The organism is Blautia sp. BIOML-A1, from assembly GCF_009883055.1.
Lineage (GTDB): Bacteria > Bacillota > Clostridia > Lachnospirales > Lachnospiraceae > Blautia_A.
The window spans coordinates 1-16,996 of sequence record NZ_WWVR01000022.1; the positions used below are offsets into that span (position 1 = coordinate 1).

A 16,996-nucleotide genomic window follows, 5' to 3' on the forward strand; every position below is an offset into this window, starting at 1 on the left:
TGCCCGTAATGAGGGGCGGATTGTAAAACGTGCTGTTTACATTGCGATTGGGATTGATATGGAAGGACGTAAGGATGTCCTCGGAATGTATGTTGGTCAAAATGAAAGTGCCAAGTTCTGGCTCTCCATCCTGAATGGCCTGAAAAACCGGGGTGTAGAAGATATATTGATTGCGTGTGTGGATGGACTGACCGGTTTTCCACAGGCAATTGAAGCAGTATTTCCCCAGACCGAGATCCAGCAGTGCATAATCCATCAGATCAGGAATACCACGAAATTTGTTTCTTACAAAGAGATCAAACCACTTATGGCAGATCTGAAGCGTGTATATGCAGCTCCTACAGAAGAAGTTGCATTGGCAGAACTGGACAGCTTTGACGAAAAATGGAGTGGGAAATACCCTAAGATTGCAAAGTCATGGAAAGATAACTGGGCAAATCTTTCAACATATTTTAAGTATCCGGAAGCTGTCAGACGTCTGATCTATACCACGAATACGATTGAAGGATTTAACCGCCAGCTCCGGAAAGTCACCAAATCCAAGACGGTATTTCCATCTGATGACAGTCTCTTGAAAATGCTGTATCTGGCCATGATAGATATCACCAAGAAATGGACGGGACACCGTCAGGATTGGGGACAGATCCATTCTCAGCTGGAAATTTTCTTCGAAGAAAGATTGGAAAGGTTATAAGCAGAATGCATGCTAGGCAGGGCTGGCACAGCCAGTCCTGCTTGACATGCCCTAAAACTGTATTATAATACAAACAAGGACAGAACCCTGAAAAACAGGTTCTGTCCTCGATAACTAATGACATATCTTATATCAGTTTTTTCTGTTTACACAAAACTTGAAACGCTCTCCACATCTAATGCCTGCGCCGCCCATGTACTTTCTGAAGGAGCTAATAATCTCTATGTGGGTGTATTACAAATTGGCCTTTACGCACATAATATAACACTGAACAGTGGAATTGACAGTTCTTTTGGACCTTCTACAAAACAGGGAGTTATTAAATTCCAGACTTCTCAGGGGTTATCTGCTGACGGAATTGCAGGCCGTGACACTTTTGCCAGACTTGCAGGTGTCTGATTTTCTGTTTCTCAAAAGGAGTCGCTGCATATGCAGCAGCTCCTTTTTAATATCTGTTTTATTCCTCTGTTTTTCCCTTCATAGTCTGCTGTTCATGATTATAAATCCAGCTGGGCGTCATACTTTCGCTTCCATCTCCGTATACAGAAACAGCAATGTACTTTCCGTCTTTCACATAATATCCAATTTCCAGTTTCAGATTCGCTGCCAGTGGTCCGCCTTGTTTCCGGCTTTCTCCTATCTGAATATCGGCATTGCTGATATCAAAGGTAGTCTGTGTAAAATTGCCTTCCGAACCATATTCCATCATTACGCTGTCCTCATCAGATTCTGTAAGGACTCCGTTTATATATATGATTTCCGATTCTGGTTCGTCGGCAGCACTGCTCTCAGAAGAGGAGGTCTCTTTATTATTCGGGGACTGTCCACATCCCGGAAGACCTGCCAGCAATATCCCAAGCATTATGAATCCTGCTGTCATTCTTTTGTATCTCATTTTTCTCTTTCCCCTGTTGTAAATGATGATTTTCCTTTGATTCTGCCCTCCCTGTTAATAATCCTCAGAAGTTTCCTCTTCCTCGTCTATATAATCTGCATCCCCGGATTCTTCATACTCCTGCGTATCCTCTTCTGCCTGGGTATTTCTCTGTTCCATATTATACAGCTGACTGGGTGAAAAATATTCTGTCCCATCGCTGTATACATAAGTAGCAATGTTCACTCCATCTTTCACATAATAATTTACATCTACATTAAGGCTTGTTCTAAGACCACTGACTCCGATCACTTCATCTACCTGAATATCCAGCTCTGCACTGCTGATGTCAAAAGTCATTTCATAGAAATCTCCATCAGAGCCTGTCTCTATTGTCATGGTAGAGTCATCGTTATATCTTACATTTCCGCTGACGGACTTCATTTCATAATTATAAACCCAGCTTGGGGTCATACTTTCACTTCCGTCTCCATATACAGAAACAGCAATGTAATCTCCATTCTCCACATAATATCCAATTTTAAGATTCAGATTTGCCGCTAAAGGTCCCCCCTGTTTCTTGTTTTCGCCTATCTGAATATCCGCATTACTGATATCAAAAGTTGTCTGATTAAAATCCCCGTCAGATCCATACTCGATTGTTACACTGTCCTCATCGGAATCTGTTAAAACTCCGTTTATATATGTAATTTCTTTTTCCGCTTCTGAAGATGTGTTTCCTGTATTGCCGGACTGAGACCCTGAGCCTGTCTGCGCAGCTGCTTTCGTAGGTTTTGGTGCTGCTGTGGCTTTTGGAGTTGGCGTAGCTGTATCCTTCGGTGCTGCTGTGGCCGCCGCCTTGGTCGGTTCCGAAGCAGATGTTCCTCCATTCCCCTCTGTCAGTCCGCATCCGGAAAAACACGTTGCTGCTATTCCCAATGCCATAAATACTGCTGTCAATTTCTTGTAGTTCATTTTCTCTTCCTCCTGACATAATATTTTTCTTTCATTATACGCCTTTAACTTATCCATTTTGCAGAAACTGTCAAAATCATGTCTCTTATTGGAATAATTTCCTTTTTTTCTTTTTTATTTATTTTTATTTTATACCTGCAAATTCATATTTTGTAAAACTTACCTTCCTGATATTCTGCTTTTATAAGCTTGTCCGATATGATAAAATATTGATAAGATAAAGAAAAAGGAACTACACATTATGACGCCAAAACAAAAAATCAACCAAATTATCTTATTGGTTTTCGGTCTGTCTGTTGCTCACCTGGGTGTAACTTTTTTTATTCAGGCAAATCTGGGAACTGACCCCTTTAATGTCCTTGTGCAGGGAATCTTCCGCAGTGTCCCATGGCCGGCAGCTCTTAACTGGACCCACGGACGAACTCACATGATGATCTGTTTTCTGATCATTATGGTGCTGCTTTTCATTGACCGAAGCTACATACGAATTGGAACGATCATCTGTATGTTTCTTGGCGGACCTATTATTGATCTTTTTACCGTCCTGCTTGGAGACTGTATCAACAGTTCTCTGCCCATAGCAGTGCGCATCATCGTCCTTGTAGCAGGATGTATCATCCTTGCTCTTGGCATGACCATAGTGATCAAATCGGAAGCGGGAACAGGTCCCAATGATCTGGTTGCCATTGTCATCAGCGACAAAAGTCACAAACCTTTCGGTATCGTGCGCATCCTGACAGACTGCTTCTTTGTGATCGCAGGTTTTCTGCTTGGAGGAACCTTTGGACTGGGAACTATTATCTGTGCCTTTATCGTAGGTCCTGTCGCACAGATCTTTATGCCATATTCCCAACGCTTCTGCAAAAAAATAATCAGAAATTAAACTCATACCCGGCTGCCATGTTGTCACGGCTGCCGGGTACGGGTTTTTATTTTACTTACTGCGGGACTCCCACAGAAGCAATCTTACGATTTAAATTTTTGGAATTCCATCAAATCCAGCCTGGAGTTCTGCATCTGTGGGAATATAATCACTCATTTCTCCATCATTATATCTTCCATAAGCAAACATATCAAAATATCCTGTTCCGGTAAGTCCAAACACAATAGTCTTTTCTTCTCCAGTCTCTTTACATTTCATTGCTTCATCCAGAGCTGCCCGGATCGCATGAGCGCTTTCAGGCGCCGGAAGAATTCCTTCCACGCGGGAAACATCTGAGCCGCCTCAAAAACAGAAGTCTGTTCAAACATCACAATATTTTTCTGCCGATATCACCGCATTTGCACCGTCAGCAACCGCTGTTACAACCTGACGAAGCTGTTTGGTCCTGATATCTCCTGCTGCAAAAATGCCCGGTGTACTTGTTACACAGTCTTCTCCTGCAATGATATATCCTCCCTCGTCCAGAGCCACCAGATTTTTAAATTTCTCTGTATTCGGGAGAATGCCAACTGCAATAAAAACTCCGTCAACGGCGATCGTTTTTTCTTCATCGGTTCTGACATTGCGGACTTTTAAGCTTTCTACCTTTTCCGTTCCTTCGATAGAAACCGGCACATTGTCCCAGACCATTTCCACGTTAGGGCATCTGAACAGCCGGTCCTGAAGCACCTTATCCGCCCGAAGTTCTCCTCTTCTGTGAACAAGATACACTTTTCTGCAGGTTCTGGAAAGAAGAATCGCATCCTCGACAGCCACATTTCCGCCGCCGACAACTGCGACCGTTCCTCCCTGGAAAAAAGCTCCATCACAGGTTGCACAGTAGGACACACCCATTCCGCTCAGCTCTTCCTCTCCCGGAATCCCAAGCTGACGATGCACCGCACCACAGGCAAGGATCACACTCTTCGTTCTGTAATGATTTTTCTTTGTGCGGATCACCTTGATCTCACCCTCATCTTCTATAGAGAGAACAGGCTCCCTTTTCGGACTGATTCCGAGTTTTTCTGCATGCTTTACCATAGCCTCTCCAAGGTCCAGCCCTGTGATTCCCGGAAGTCCCGGATAGTTGTCCACCTCATAAGTATCTACGATCTGTCCGCCCTGTACGAATTTTTTCTCAAGCCACAGAGTATTCAGTTTACCTCTTGTCGCATAGATTGCTGCACAGATCCCTGCCGGACCTGCACCCAAAATTACAAGATCATATATTTCTTCCATCAAATCGACCTCTCTTTCTTAACTCCTGCCACTCAGTTTAGCATACAATCCTGCGTTTTCCAATAAGATAGTAAAAACCTTTCTTTTGAGAGGCCTCTATGAAATTTTCTCTTCGCAGACCCCGTTCTCCGCTCATGATTGCACTTTTTCTGAGTTTTGTCCTGCTCTTCGGACTTTTTATGGGCTGGATCTCCGGTCATGTAATCTCTGATGACAATGCATTCAGATCCCTGACCGATAACATCTTTCAGGAAGAGGTTTCCGGAAGTATGCTGACCCTCCATTACTCTCTTGCCTATCCTGAAAAGAAACAAATTTCCCGCCCTTCTCCCGCTCTCGGAACAATTTCTGCCGACATGGACCGTACATATCAGAAATATGAACAATATCTTCAGAAGCTGAAAGGCTTTTCCGCCTCCCGACTGAATCGCGAAAATCAGATCACCCGGGATATGCTGCTCCTTTATTATCAGACACAGCTCTCATCCAGAGATTATCCTCTTCTGGACGAACCCTTAAGCCCCAGTCTTGGCATCCAGGCACAGCTGCCTGTCCTTCTGGCAGAATATGCTTTTTATGAAGATCAGGATATTGCGGATTACCTGAATCTTCTGACCTCCATAAAACCATATTTTCAGAGTCTCCTCGCCTATGAACGCCAAAAATCCGAAGCAGGATATTTTATGAGTGATACAACTCTCAACCGTATTCTGGAGCAGTGCAGTGCCTTCATCAAAGATCCCGAGAACAATTACATGCTGGATGTTTTTTCCCGGAAACTTACATCCTATGGCAGGTTTTCCAAAAAGGAACAGACAAAACTAATCAACTGTCACAAAAAAATCCTGCTCACCGGTGTCATCCCCGCTTATCAGGAGCTGATGACCGGATTAAGCGAACTCAAAAACAGTGGCAGCACAAGCCGCGGGCTAAAGCATTTTGAAGGAGGAACTGAATATTACCGCTATCTTCTGCAGTCTCAGACCGGATGTTATCTTTCTGTGGAAAAAATCCAGCAGCGTCTTGCCGCTCAGCTTTCCGAGGATATGGACACCGTTCAGAAGATGCTGAAGGAACAGCCTTCACTTCTCCCAAAACTGACAAAGGGTGTTGAGTTCAATGATTTTAAGCCAAAATCTGCCCTTCAGTATCTGGGGCGAGCTATGCAGAAGGATTTTCCACTGCTTAGTACCACTGATTATGAAGTCCGCTATGTCCACAAATCCATGGAAGATTTCCTGAGTCCGGCATTTTATCTTACCCCACCGCTTGATACAGGCAGTCCCAATGTAATTTATATCAACCGTGCCAACAGCCACTCCAACCTGGAGCTTTTTACAACTCTTTCTCACGAAGGATTTCCGGGGCACCTGTATCAGACTGTTTTTTTCGGAAGGACACAGCCTGCTGATATCCGCTACCTGATCACTTCCGGCGGCTATGTCGAAGGCTGGGCAACTTATGTCGAATCCTACGGATATCAGTATGCTGCTTCTCTTCTCACAGACAAAGCGGCTTCCGACCTCACCGCCCTGATGTGGAAAAACCGCTGTATCAATCTCTGTATCTATTCTCTGCTTGATACGGGCATTCATTATCAGGGTTGGAATCAGACCGCTGCTTTACGATTTCTGCAGGTCTTCGGAATCCGGGATACAAAGATCGCCAGTGAGATCTATCAGTATATTGTTGAAACTCCCTGTAACTATCTTAAATATTATCTCGGTTATCTGAACTTCCTTGATCTGAAAAAGAAACAGCAGGAAAAATCCGGCAGCTCCTTCGATGTCCGGGAATTTCACCGCAAGGTTCTGACAATCGGCCCGGTGCAGTTTCCAGTTCTGGAAAAATATATGCAATAGAATGACAAAAGAGCAGGCATATCCTCTGTCTGATATGTCTGCTCTCGTTTTATTTTTCATTTCCGTAAGTGCGGAAAAATTTCTGAAGCTTTGTCAGCGCCCCTGTAAGCACTTCTGTTTCTTTCTCATCCATACCGTCCAGAATCTCCATGACCATCTTCTCATGGAACATTCTGTGATGAAAATATGCCTTTTCACCCTTCTCAGAAAGAGATACCAGCACGACCCTTCGATCCTCTTCACTTCGGCTACGTTCTACATACCCTTTCTTGACCAGATGGTTAATCGCGATCGTCAGAGTTCCCACTGTCACAGAAACTGCACGTGCCACCGTGGACATATTCTTGGGTTCCCGAATTCCGATCGCCTCTATGACATGCATATCATTCACGGAAATATCTTTGTATTCTGATGTGATCAGTGCACGTTCTTCCACATCCATAATCTCATTAAACAGTTTTACCAGAACATCATTTACAGTTTCGTATGAGTTCATCAGCCTTCTCCTCTCCCTCTTTGTTTTTTATTATAACGTAAAGCATTTTGAAACACAAAGTAATTTTTTTAACAATCTCTTTTTTTACTGGTTTTTATTTGCTATAATGAAAAAATGAAAGGAATCCAGTTATGAAAAAAAATAAGAATATACCATTAAATCTAAGAGAACAGATGAATTCCCGTATTGGTCTTACCTGTTCCATTATCCTGCTGGTACTGCTTGTCATTGCATTCCGGCAGCTTGATTACAACTTAATCGAGAAACCCAAAATAGAAGCACAGAAAGCCGCCGAAGAAAAGAAGGCGGCTGCCAAAAAGGCGGCTGAAAAACCAGAGATTTCCACAGCAAGCGTTATCGCTGTCGGTGATAATCTCTATCATGGAAGCCTCATCGAGTCCGGCGAGAATGATTCCGGAACCTGGAACTACGACAAGATCTACGAAAAGGTCACGGATGAGATCCAGGCAGCGGATGTCGCAATGGTAGATCAGGAAACTGTCTTTACCACAGAACACGATGCTGTCAGCTCCTATCCGTCTTTCGCCACACCTACCGAAGTCGGAGATGCTCTGATCAAAGCAGGCTTCGATGTCATTGAATCCGCAACCAACCACATCGATGATTACGGCTCTGATTTCATGGAAGAAACCTTTAACTTCTGGAGTACTAACTATCCGGACATTCCGGTTCTCGGCATTCATCCTACAGAGGAAGATGCCAATAACGTCAAAACACTTGAAGTAAACGGAATCAAGATTTCCTTCCTGGATTATACATACGGAACCAACAACGGTGGTGCCGGTGAAGGCAAGGAATATATGATCGATCTCTTTGATAAGGCCAAAGTTTCCAGCATGATCCAGAAAGCCAAGGCCAGCAGTGATGTGCTGATCTTTGTTGCACACTGGGGTAAGGAAGAAGAAGCTATGCCTACCGAATATGAGAAAGAATGGGCGACTTTCCTCATGCAGCAGGGCGTTGATGTTGTGATCGGCGGTCATCCGCACATTCTCCAGCCATATGGTCGTATGTCTGATGACCAGGGACATAATATGCTGATCTTCTATTCCCTTGGAAACTTTGTTTCCACCCAGCAGACTCTTACCGGACTTCTGGAGGGAATGGCAAGCTTCACCATTCAGAAATCTGTCAAAAACGGTGTGACCACCATCGACATCCTTGATCCGACCGTCAAGCCAATGGTCATGCACTACAACAAAGATGAGGGCGTCTTTAACCCATATATGCTTGAAGATTACACTGAGGAGCTTGCCTCCCAGCACGGCGTCAAAGAAATCATCGGCGATGAATTTACCCTTGCAAACCTTCAGGCCAAGTTCAAAGAGATTATGTCCATGAATGTTGAACCATCTACCAGAACAGATCTCCTTGATGTATCCTTTGACTACGAACTCAATATGATCGATTCTAATGGAAATGTCGTAGAGGATACCTGGTCTGTCAGCGCAGAAGACTATCTTGCGGGACAGGGAAATTCCTCCGGCAGCGACAGCTCGGACGATTCTTCTGACAGTTCCGATGATGGATCCTATGATGATTCTTCTTATGATGATTCTTCCTATGACGATTCATACGACGACTCTTATGATGACTCCTATGACGATTCATATGACGACTCCTATGATGACTCCTATGATGAGGATTATTGATCATCCATAAGATGATTCATCCCAAATATAATACCCCGAAAAACGACACTGTCTGACCAGCAAACAGATTTGTCATTTTCCGGGGTATTTTTATCTCAGCAGCAACTTCTCTGCATTCTCTTCTGTTACGGCAATAACCTCTTCTTCTGTTATTCCCTTGATCTGTGCAATCTCCCGTGCCACAAATATCAGATTTCGTGAGTCATTTCGTTTCCCTCGATTCGGCTCCGGACTTAAGTACGGACTGTCTGTCTCCAGAACGATCTGACTGAGCGGAGCATAGTCCACAACTTCCTTCAGCTTCTTCGCATTCTTGAATGTGATCACACCGCCAATTCCCAGATAAAGTCCCATATCCAGATACTCCCGTGCCATTTCCTTTGCATAGGAAAAACAATGGATGATCCCACCATACATTCCGCCTCGCACATAATCTTTCACAATGTCCAGAGTGTCCTTTGCGGCCTCCCTGCTGTGGATCATAAACGGCATTTTTTCTTCCCTTGCAATCTCCATCTGCGCACGAAACATTTTCTTCTGAAGCTCATGCTCTGCTTCTTCCTTGTGCCAGTAATAATCAAGCCCAATCTCTCCGACAGCCACTGCCTTCGGAAGCTGACAAAGCTTTCGGATCTCATCGAGAGTCTCCTGTGTCATCTTGTCTGCATCATCCGGATGAATTCCAAATGCTCCGTAAACAAACGGATATTTCTCCATAAGAAGCTCTGTGTTCTTCAGACTTTCTATTGAAGCACAGGCATTAACAATCCTGCCAATCCCATATTCCTGCATGGAGTTCAGAATTTCCTTCCGATCTGCCTCAAACGCTTCATCATCATAATGAGCATGTGTTTCAAAAATCATATGCGTTTCCATTCACTACTCCTCGATTATCAACTCGTCACCTTCATGGATGATTCCTCCATGGAGTACCCTCGTAAAAACGCCCTCTCTCGGCATGATGCAGTCACCCATCTTCTGGAAGATTGCACAGCCCTGGTGGCATTTCTTTCCGATCTGCGTCATCTCAAGAACCACATCGTTGCAGCGGAATCTGGTTCCTACCGGAAGGTTTGCAAAATCAAAACCTTCCACTACCAGATTTTCCCCAAAGGCTCCATCCTCAACTTCCGCACCTCTTGCACGAAACTCCTGGATCTTATCATAAGATAACAGGCTGACCTGACGATGCCATTTTCCTGCATGTGCATCATCTCTGAGTCCCCATTCTTCTATGAACTCTCCTTCCGGTATACGATATTTCTGTGTTCCTTTTTCTTTGCTGATACATACTGCAATTACTTTCCCCATTGTAAAAACCTCCTGTTTTGTATATTGCTGTTCATCGTAATCTGACCAAAATACCAATTACCCCGGTATTTTCCTCTTATTTCCGTGCACAGTTTCCTGCTTCCCCTGTCAGGATCTCAATCCCATGTCCCAGAGCATCGATGATATAGTCCAGGCTTTCTCTGACTGCCTTCGGACTTCCCGGAAGATTGATGATCAGTGTCTTTCCTCGAATACCTGCCGTCGCACGGCTGAGCATGGCTCTTTTTGTGATCGTCATGCTGTATGCCCGCATTGCCTCCGGAATTCCCGGAACTCTGCGCTCGATTACTTCTTCTGTCGCCTCCGGAGTGACATCTCTTTCTGAGAAACCTGTTCCTCCTGTTGTCAGGATCAGCTCTGCAAACTCTTTATCTGCGATTTCCTGCATTTTGCCTGCAAGCATTACCTGATCATCCGGAAGGATATCCATAGATACCACTTCATATCCCTCACGTTCTACGATTTCCTTAATCACAGGTCCGCTTAAGTCTTCTCTCTCGCCGCGGTATCCTGTATCACTGGATGTGATGATCGCTACTCGTTTCATTTCTTCCTTCCTTTCTATCTGTTCTCAAAACGGAAATCTCCGCTTTTTCCTCCTGTTTTTTCGACCAGATGAACCTCTGACATAACCATATGTTTATCAATTGCCTTGCACATATCATAGATTGTCAGAAGAGTTACCTGAACCCCTGTGAGGGCCTCCATTTCCACACCTGTTTTTCCCTCTGTTTTTACCGTACAGAAGACATGGATCTGATTTTTTTCCTGATCCAGTTCATAATCAACAGAACATTTCTGTATCGGAAGCGGATGGCACATCGGAATCAGCTCGGAAGTTTTTTTGACTCCCATGATTCCCGCTACTCTTGCTACTCCGAGAACATCGCCCTTCTTTACATTTCCTGCCGTTACTGCTTCCATGATCTCCGGTCCTACCGAAATATACCCTGTTGCCAGAGCTGTCCTGTATGTGACCTGTTTCCCGGAAACATCGACCATGACTGCATTTCCATTCTGGTCAAAATGTGTAAAACCCTTTTCCATATTTTTTGCTGCCCTTTCTGTCATTGATTTACAGAATTCTGTTTAAGCTATAACTATAGTATACAAATCCCCCGAAGTTCCGTCAAGAAAGCCGGCTTTTTCTGTCAAAAAACTCCAGGAAATCGTATCATGATTCCTGGAGTTCTCAGTCTTATTTATAACCGAATAATCTGTTTCACAATTTTAGTCAGCCAGATCAGCAGATTTCTGCTCCTGCCGGCATTTCTTTTTCCGGTACCATAAGGGACAGGTTTCCATCTGCATCTTCCGCACAGAGAATCATTCCTTCACTGAGGATTCCTGCAAGTTTGGCAGGTTTGAGGTTGGTAACAACCATAACCTTCTTTCCTACCATTTCTTCCGCACTGTAATGAGCTTTGATTCCGGATACAATCTGACGCACCTGGCTTCCAATCTTAACCTGAGAGCAGAGAAGTTTACGGGATTTCTTAACTTCTTCACAGGCAATGATCTCACCAACCTGGAACTGAAGTTTCTCAAAATCGTCAAAGGTGATCTCTGATTTTGCTTCAATATCGATCACGTTTTCTTCTTTTACTTCCTCTGCAGGCTCTTCTTTTTTCGGATGAAGTTCTTCTACTTTGGCAAGTACTTCCTTGAGATCAAGACGTGCAAAAAGAATCTCCGGTTTCTCTGTGACCTTGTTTCCTGACGGATACAGTCCAAATGTCTTAAGGTCTTCCAGAGTACGTTTTTCTGCATTTAACTGTGCAAGAATACGTTCTGTTGTCTCCGGCATGAAGGATTCCAGAAGAGTTGCTCCCATCGCGATTCCCTCAACCAGGTTGTAGAGAACTGTTGCCAGACGATCTTTCTTTGCCTCGTCTTTTGCAAGTGCCCATGGCATTGTCTCATCAATATATTTATTCAGACGCTTGAACAGGGTAAATACTTCTGTCATTGCATCTGCAACACGCAGTTTGCTCATCTTCTCTGCAACTTTGCCCGGAACGGCCAGTACAAAGGATTTGAGGTCATCGTCAACCGGCTCAACAACACCTTTATTCTCTACAAGTCCGCCGAAATATTTATTTGACATGGAAATTGTACGGTTTACAAGGTTTCCAAGTGTATTTGCAAGCTCGGAGTTCAGTCTTTCTACCATCAGTTCCCATGTGATAACACCATCGTTTTCGAACGGCATTTCGTGAAGTACGAAGTAACGGACAGCATCTACACCGAAGAAATCTACGAGTTCATCTGCATAGAGAACATTTCCTTTGGATTTACTCATCTTGCCATCACCCTGAAGCAGCCACGGATGTCCGAATACCTGTTTCGGAAGCGGCAGATCCAGTGACATCAGGAAGATTGGCCAGTAAATAGTATGGAAACGGATGATGTCTTTACCGATCAGGTGAAGGTCTGCCGGCCACAGTTTGTTGAACTGTTCAGAGCTTTCACCCTCACAGTCATAACCGATTCCTGTGATATAGTTTGTCAGGGCATCCAGCCATACATAAACAACGTGTTTCGGATCGAAATCTACCGGAATTCCCCATTTGAAGGAGGTTCTGGATACGCAGAGATCCTGAAGTCCCGGGAGAAGGAAGTTGTTCATCATTTCGTTCTTACGAGATTCCGGCTGAATGAAATCCGGATGTGTTTTGATATGCTCGATCAGACGGTCTGCATATTTGCTCATTTTGAAGAAGTATGCTTCTTCTTTTGCAGGAACGCATGGGCGTCCGCAGTCCGGACATTTGCCGTCTACAAGCTGTGATTCTGTGAAGAAGGATTCACAAGGTGTACAGTACATTCCTTCATAATGTCCCTTGTAGATGTCTCCTTTTGCGTACATTTTCTTGAATATTTTCTGAACCTGTTTTTCGTGGTCAGCATCTGTAGTACGGATGAATTTATCATAGGATGTATTCATCAGATCCCAGATTTTCTTGATCTCGCCGGATACATTATCTACGAATTCCTTCGGTGTAATTCCTGCTTCTTCTGCTTTAAGTTCGATCTTCTGGCCATGCTCGTCAGTTCCTGTCTGGAAAAATACATCGTAGCCTTCCTGTCTTTTATAGCGTGCGATTGCATCTGCCAGCACGACTTCGTAAGTGTTTCCGATATGTGGTTTACCGGATGTGTAAGCGATCGCGGTTGTAATATAATACTTCTGCTTGTCCATTTTATCTCCTCCTGAATCTGAAATTTAATAATACTCAACGGATTGCTGTGCAGCACGCTGCTCCCGCAGTCCTTGGGTATAAAAAAAGACCCCTTCTCATAGAGAAGACGAGTCCTGCCCGTGTTACCACTTCTGTTCGTTCCTGCCTCGCGGTCAGAAACCTCATCGGGTGCGATTCCAGTCTGACATTCCAATCATTTCTGTGATGATCTGTCGCTGTCCTGATACCCTTCCGCTGTAACAGGCGGTCCTGTTGCAGTCTGAACAGTAACTGAAATCTCCATTCCAGTATGCCGTATAGTTTGACCGGCATCAATACTCATCTCGACTGCACCTCTCCCAAGCCATCTTCCATCTGCACCTGCACTTCCCTCTCAGCCACGGAAATCTAAGATTTCCTTCGGGGAATTCTCTGTAATGTGGTCAGCAAATGTACTCTCTTGTTCGTTGAGTTTGCTTATATTCTGCGAAAACTATAATTTCGCTCCTTTCAAAATAGTAGCATATTTGTGGATGTTTGTAAATGAGAAAACAATAGAAAAATAAAACCATCGTATATATCATCGCAGCTGGATGAATATATGCCCCAGGCAACAGGGCTTCGGATTTGGTAAGTCCTAAAATGCTTTGTCACTGCTAGAAGCATAAATAAAAATTGTGAACTCGCTGACGCTCAGACAACACAATTTTTATTTATAACGCAGTTCCAAACCATTAAGAACTTGCACAAATCCTGCAGAGAGTTGTTATATCGATACACTCACTGTCTGTTATCCATATACAGGACTTTTCACTCTACCCATTTTAAATCATTAGGGTGATGGTGCGGCCCGGGCCCTGACGGGCCGTGGCCGCATACCGGCGGCTGCGCCGCCCTTTCAGACTTTCTGCAGGAGTTCTGGAAGTTCTTAGATATGATCTGGCTGTGTTGCTTATAAAAATCGTTTTGTTCGAGTGAAACGAGTTAACGATTTTTATGAGCGTCTTTAACAGTCAGGAATATCTCTAGAACTTCCGAACGACGAAGCCTGTCTGGAAGGGTATTTCATATATCACAGACATGTGAATTCATATCGTATCTACATTTTACTATACATTTAATTCACGTTATTTTATTTCCTATTTCACCTCAAATTCTATGGTTACTTTGAACAGATCTCCGTCAAGATACAGCTTAAATTCTCCTCCCTGCAGCTGAACGAGATCTTTGGCGATCGACAGCCCCAGACCGCTGCCCTCGGTATTTCGGGAGACATCGCCACGGATGAATCTTTCTGTGAGCTCGTCTGCGGAGATGTTCAGTGGCTGTGCAGAGATGTTTTTGAGGGAAAGCTGCACGTTTGGTCGTTCAACTTTGACATCAACGTAAACTCTTGTATTTTCCATTGCGTATTTTGATACGTTTCCGAAAACATTTTCGAGGACTCTCCAGAGTCTGCGTCCGTCTGCACAGATGATTACTTCTTCTTCATCGAAATGGATCACCATCTTCAGGTTTCTTTCTTCAAATTTTTCTTCAAATTCTCCGATCACCTGGTTTACAAGTTCGACAAAATTGAGTTCTGTCATTTCCAGAGAGATATTTCCTGTACTTGCCTTGGAAGCTTCTACGACGTCTTCTGTCAGTACTTTAAGACGCTGTGCTTTATTCTCCAAAACATCCAGATATCCTCTGATCTTAGGATCCTCAGGGTTTTCCCGTTTGAGAAGATCGATGTAATTTATGATCGAAGTCAGCGGGGTTTTGATATCGTGGGAGACATTTGTGATCAGTTCTGTCTTCATACGCTCGTTTTTGAGGCTGTTCTCTACTGCAGCATCCAGACCCTCCCCGATATGATTGATATAATCTGCCATCATCTTCTGCTCGCCGGAAAGCTTTTCTGTTGGAATCTTATACTGAAGATCTCCGTCGGTAATTTTTTTCAGGCCATCCTGAATCTGTTCTCTTCCCCATGCTTTCTTAAGCAGATAATAAAGAACCACCCAGCAGGTCACCACAAATATCAGAAGGAAAAACGGAATATCTGCACCAACAAAAAGTCCGGTAGACATAAACAGTAAAAATACAAATATGCCAAATGCCACGATCGTCTTTATTCTGCTGACCGTATTATTACTCAGAAAAACAATCATATCTGCAAATTTTGAAAAAATCTTTCTGATAAAAAGTAAGATATATCTGAGTACGCTGTCACGCCAGATTGATCCTGCCTTGATACGGCGTACCAAGCTAAGCCATCCCGTAAGGAACCACGCACCGCTCCAGATTCCCAGGATTCCTATTCCGACCAGATAGCCTGCCATGCGCATATCGCCTGAACCCATCACCTGCATCATGATTGCAACTCCATAGATCCAGATTCCAAATACCAGAAATGCAGCAATTTCTGTATACCATCTGTCAAAGAAATTCAGATGTACTTCCTGATCTTCATTGTTTCGACCTGCTGCAAGCGTCAGAATCACCAGACCTGCCAGCACCAGAACAAGAGCCACTGCCGCAATAACAATCATCGGAATAAGCAGCGGTGCAAATTTGTCGTAGTATATTTTTTCCTGTGCTATGCGATCTAATACAGAAAAATCCTCATCTACAGAAACAGCATAGACATAATCCGAATCTGCCAGTCCGACATTTGCGATCATGGTCTGCCAGTAGTTCACTGCCTGGTCAGTAATACCTGTAAATCCCGTCTCACAGTCCTGTTCCTCTGGATATATGATCATATACGGATCAAGTGAATTTCTCATTTTTTTATCAAGGATCTTTTCATAGTTGTCAGCAGTAACTGATTTTATATTGCTGTATACTTTACCAGACTTTTTATCTACAAACAGATAACTGAGATTTGTTTTGCCCTGTGCATATGTTTCCAGACTCTTCTCTGCATCTGCTGCATTGTTATATTTCACAAGAGCCGCATATAAATACTGATATGCTGTACTGATATCACCCTTCCATTTAGTGCTGTCATTCACAATATCAAGAATGCTGTCCGCTCCATCCGGTTTGTATTTTTCTACCAGTGCAGCGTCATTATATTCTCTGGATTCATAATTCCAGACATTTGTATATGCGATATTTCCATCTGCATCTGCAACATATTCTACTGAATCTCTTCGGATTCCTGTATCACTATAAGAACTATCATAATACGAATATTCTTCCCCTGAAAGCATAGAAAGTACATCTTTTGTGTATTCCTGGTTCATTTCAGCATCACTGCCAAACACCAGCTTCAGTTCTCCGGTAATGATCTTATCCGCGAAATCACTGTAATACATATAATAGTTGCTTCCATCTGGTTTTCTGCATACCAGAAGATTTGTGCTTTGATCCCAGGCACCCTGAGACCAGCTAAGTAGATCCTCTGCCTTATATGCAAGACCGGAGGTATTTTTGTGAGTGAGCGTTTTTCCTTCTTTCAGCTCCGCCAGATCGATCAGGTCATCCTCGCTGCTTTCATCGAGAATTTCCCGCTCTTTCAGTGATTCCAGAATTGTATGTGACATACTGTAAACACTGTCTGTAAAACTCTCCGAATCCACATATTTTCTGCTGTCCAATGGCTGAACTCCCTTGCTCATGACATATACAGATGCTCCTGCACTGACGCAGGCTGTCACCAGAAACACTATTGTCAGACAGATAAAAAATGCTTTTATTCCGCTTTTTTTGTACCATTTTTTCTTCATTTTACCCCATTTCCTTTCCATGTTTTCC

At 43.7% G+C, this 16,996-nt stretch carries 15 protein-coding genes and 1 pseudogene; 5 read left to right on the top strand and 11 right to left on the bottom strand.

Translation table 11 applies throughout. The features are described from left to right. On the top strand, positions 1–694 hold a 694-nt coding region (locus GT674_RS10660; protein ID WP_161285675.1), incomplete at its 5' end, for an IS256 family transposase. A 225-nt stretch (positions 695–919) separates the two neighbouring features. Further along, entirely contained in the window at positions 920–1,093 is a 174-nt protein-coding gene (locus GT674_RS17790; RefSeq protein WP_161285676.1) for a peptidoglycan-binding domain-containing protein, read from the top strand. Positions 1,094–1,151: 58 nt separating this feature from the next. On the opposite strand, the gene GT674_RS10670 is transcribed toward GT674_RS17790, so the two are convergent. Further along, complete coding sequence (locus GT674_RS10670; RefSeq protein ID WP_161285677.1) at positions 1,152–1,589, bottom strand: hypothetical protein; 438 nt, start codon at positions 1,587–1,589, stop codon at positions 1,152–1,154. Positions 1,590–1,643: 54 nt separating this feature from the next. Next, positions 1,644–2,543, bottom strand: a complete 900-nt coding sequence (locus GT674_RS10675; protein WP_161285678.1) for a hypothetical protein — start codon at positions 2,541–2,543, stop codon at positions 1,644–1,646. Positions 2,544–2,784: 241 nt separating this feature from the next. On the opposite strand from GT674_RS10675, the gene GT674_RS10680 reads away from it, so the two are divergent. Further along, positions 2,785–3,426: a YczE/YyaS/YitT family protein gene (locus tag GT674_RS10680; RefSeq protein WP_161285679.1), complete on the top strand. Its 642-nt coding sequence runs from the start codon at positions 2,785–2,787 to the stop codon at positions 3,424–3,426. Positions 3,427–3,516: 90 nt separating this feature from the next. Here the strand turns inward: GT674_RS10680 and GT674_RS10685 are convergent. Continuing rightward, positions 3,517–3,788: pseudogene (locus tag GT674_RS10685) on the bottom strand (TrpB-like pyridoxal phosphate-dependent enzyme); the annotation flags it as partial. Next, the gene (gene trxB / locus GT674_RS10690) at positions 3,787–4,704 is read right to left on the bottom strand and encodes a thioredoxin-disulfide reductase (RefSeq protein WP_161285680.1); all 918 of its coding nucleotides are present in this window, start codon (positions 4,702–4,704) and stop codon (positions 3,787–3,789) included. The pseudogene GT674_RS10685 and the gene trxB, both read right to left, overlap by 2 nt. A 98-nt stretch (positions 4,705–4,802) precedes the next feature. On the opposite strand from trxB, the gene GT674_RS10695 reads away from it, so the two are divergent. After that, on the top strand, positions 4,803–6,566 hold the full coding sequence (locus GT674_RS10695; protein WP_243149101.1) for a DUF885 domain-containing protein: 1,764 nt from the start codon (positions 4,803–4,805) through the stop codon (positions 6,564–6,566). A gap of 49 nt (positions 6,567–6,615) precedes the next feature. Here GT674_RS10695 and GT674_RS10700 read toward each other — a convergent pair whose 3' ends face one another. Then, entirely contained in the window at positions 6,616–7,062 is a 447-nt protein-coding gene (locus GT674_RS10700; protein WP_161285681.1) for a MarR family winged helix-turn-helix transcriptional regulator, read from the bottom strand. Between the two features lie 131 nt (positions 7,063–7,193). On the opposite strand from GT674_RS10700, the gene GT674_RS10705 reads away from it, so the two are divergent. Beyond that, positions 7,194–8,735 (top strand): CapA family protein, encoded by a 1,542-nt coding sequence (locus tag GT674_RS10705; RefSeq protein ID WP_161285682.1) that lies wholly within the window; start codon positions 7,194–7,196, stop codon positions 8,733–8,735. A 90-nt stretch (positions 8,736–8,825) separates the two neighbouring features. Here GT674_RS10705 and GT674_RS10710 read toward each other — a convergent pair whose 3' ends face one another. The 6 genes from GT674_RS10710 to GT674_RS10735 all read right to left on the bottom strand — a co-directional run bounded on the left by GT674_RS10710 (position 8,826) and on the right by GT674_RS10735 (position 16,968). Continuing rightward, entirely contained in the window at positions 8,826–9,599 is a 774-nt protein-coding gene (locus GT674_RS10710) for a TatD family hydrolase (RefSeq protein WP_192926018.1), read from the bottom strand. Between the two features lie 15 nt (positions 9,600–9,614). Beyond that, entirely contained in the window at positions 9,615–10,046 is a 432-nt protein-coding gene (locus tag GT674_RS10715; RefSeq protein WP_161285684.1) for an MOSC domain-containing protein, read from the bottom strand. A 76-nt stretch (positions 10,047–10,122) separates the two neighbouring features. Continuing rightward, positions 10,123–10,614 (bottom strand): MogA/MoaB family molybdenum cofactor biosynthesis protein, encoded by a 492-nt coding sequence (locus GT674_RS10720; RefSeq protein ID WP_161285685.1) that lies wholly within the window; start codon positions 10,612–10,614, stop codon positions 10,123–10,125. Between the two features lie 14 nt (positions 10,615–10,628). Then, positions 10,629–11,114, bottom strand: a complete 486-nt coding sequence (gene moaC / locus GT674_RS10725) for a cyclic pyranopterin monophosphate synthase MoaC (protein ID WP_161285686.1) — start codon at positions 11,112–11,114, stop codon at positions 10,629–10,631. 196 nt (positions 11,115–11,310) lie between these two features. After that, complete coding sequence (metG, locus tag GT674_RS10730) at positions 11,311–13,269, bottom strand: methionine--tRNA ligase (RefSeq protein WP_161285687.1); 1,959 nt, start codon at positions 13,267–13,269, stop codon at positions 11,311–11,313. A 1,119-nt stretch (positions 13,270–14,388) separates the two neighbouring features. Beyond that, a complete protein-coding gene (locus GT674_RS10735) occupies positions 14,389–16,968 on the bottom strand; it encodes a sensor histidine kinase (RefSeq protein ID WP_161285688.1) in 2,580 nt (859 codons plus the stop codon). Between the last annotated feature and the right edge of the window lie 28 nt (positions 16,969–16,996).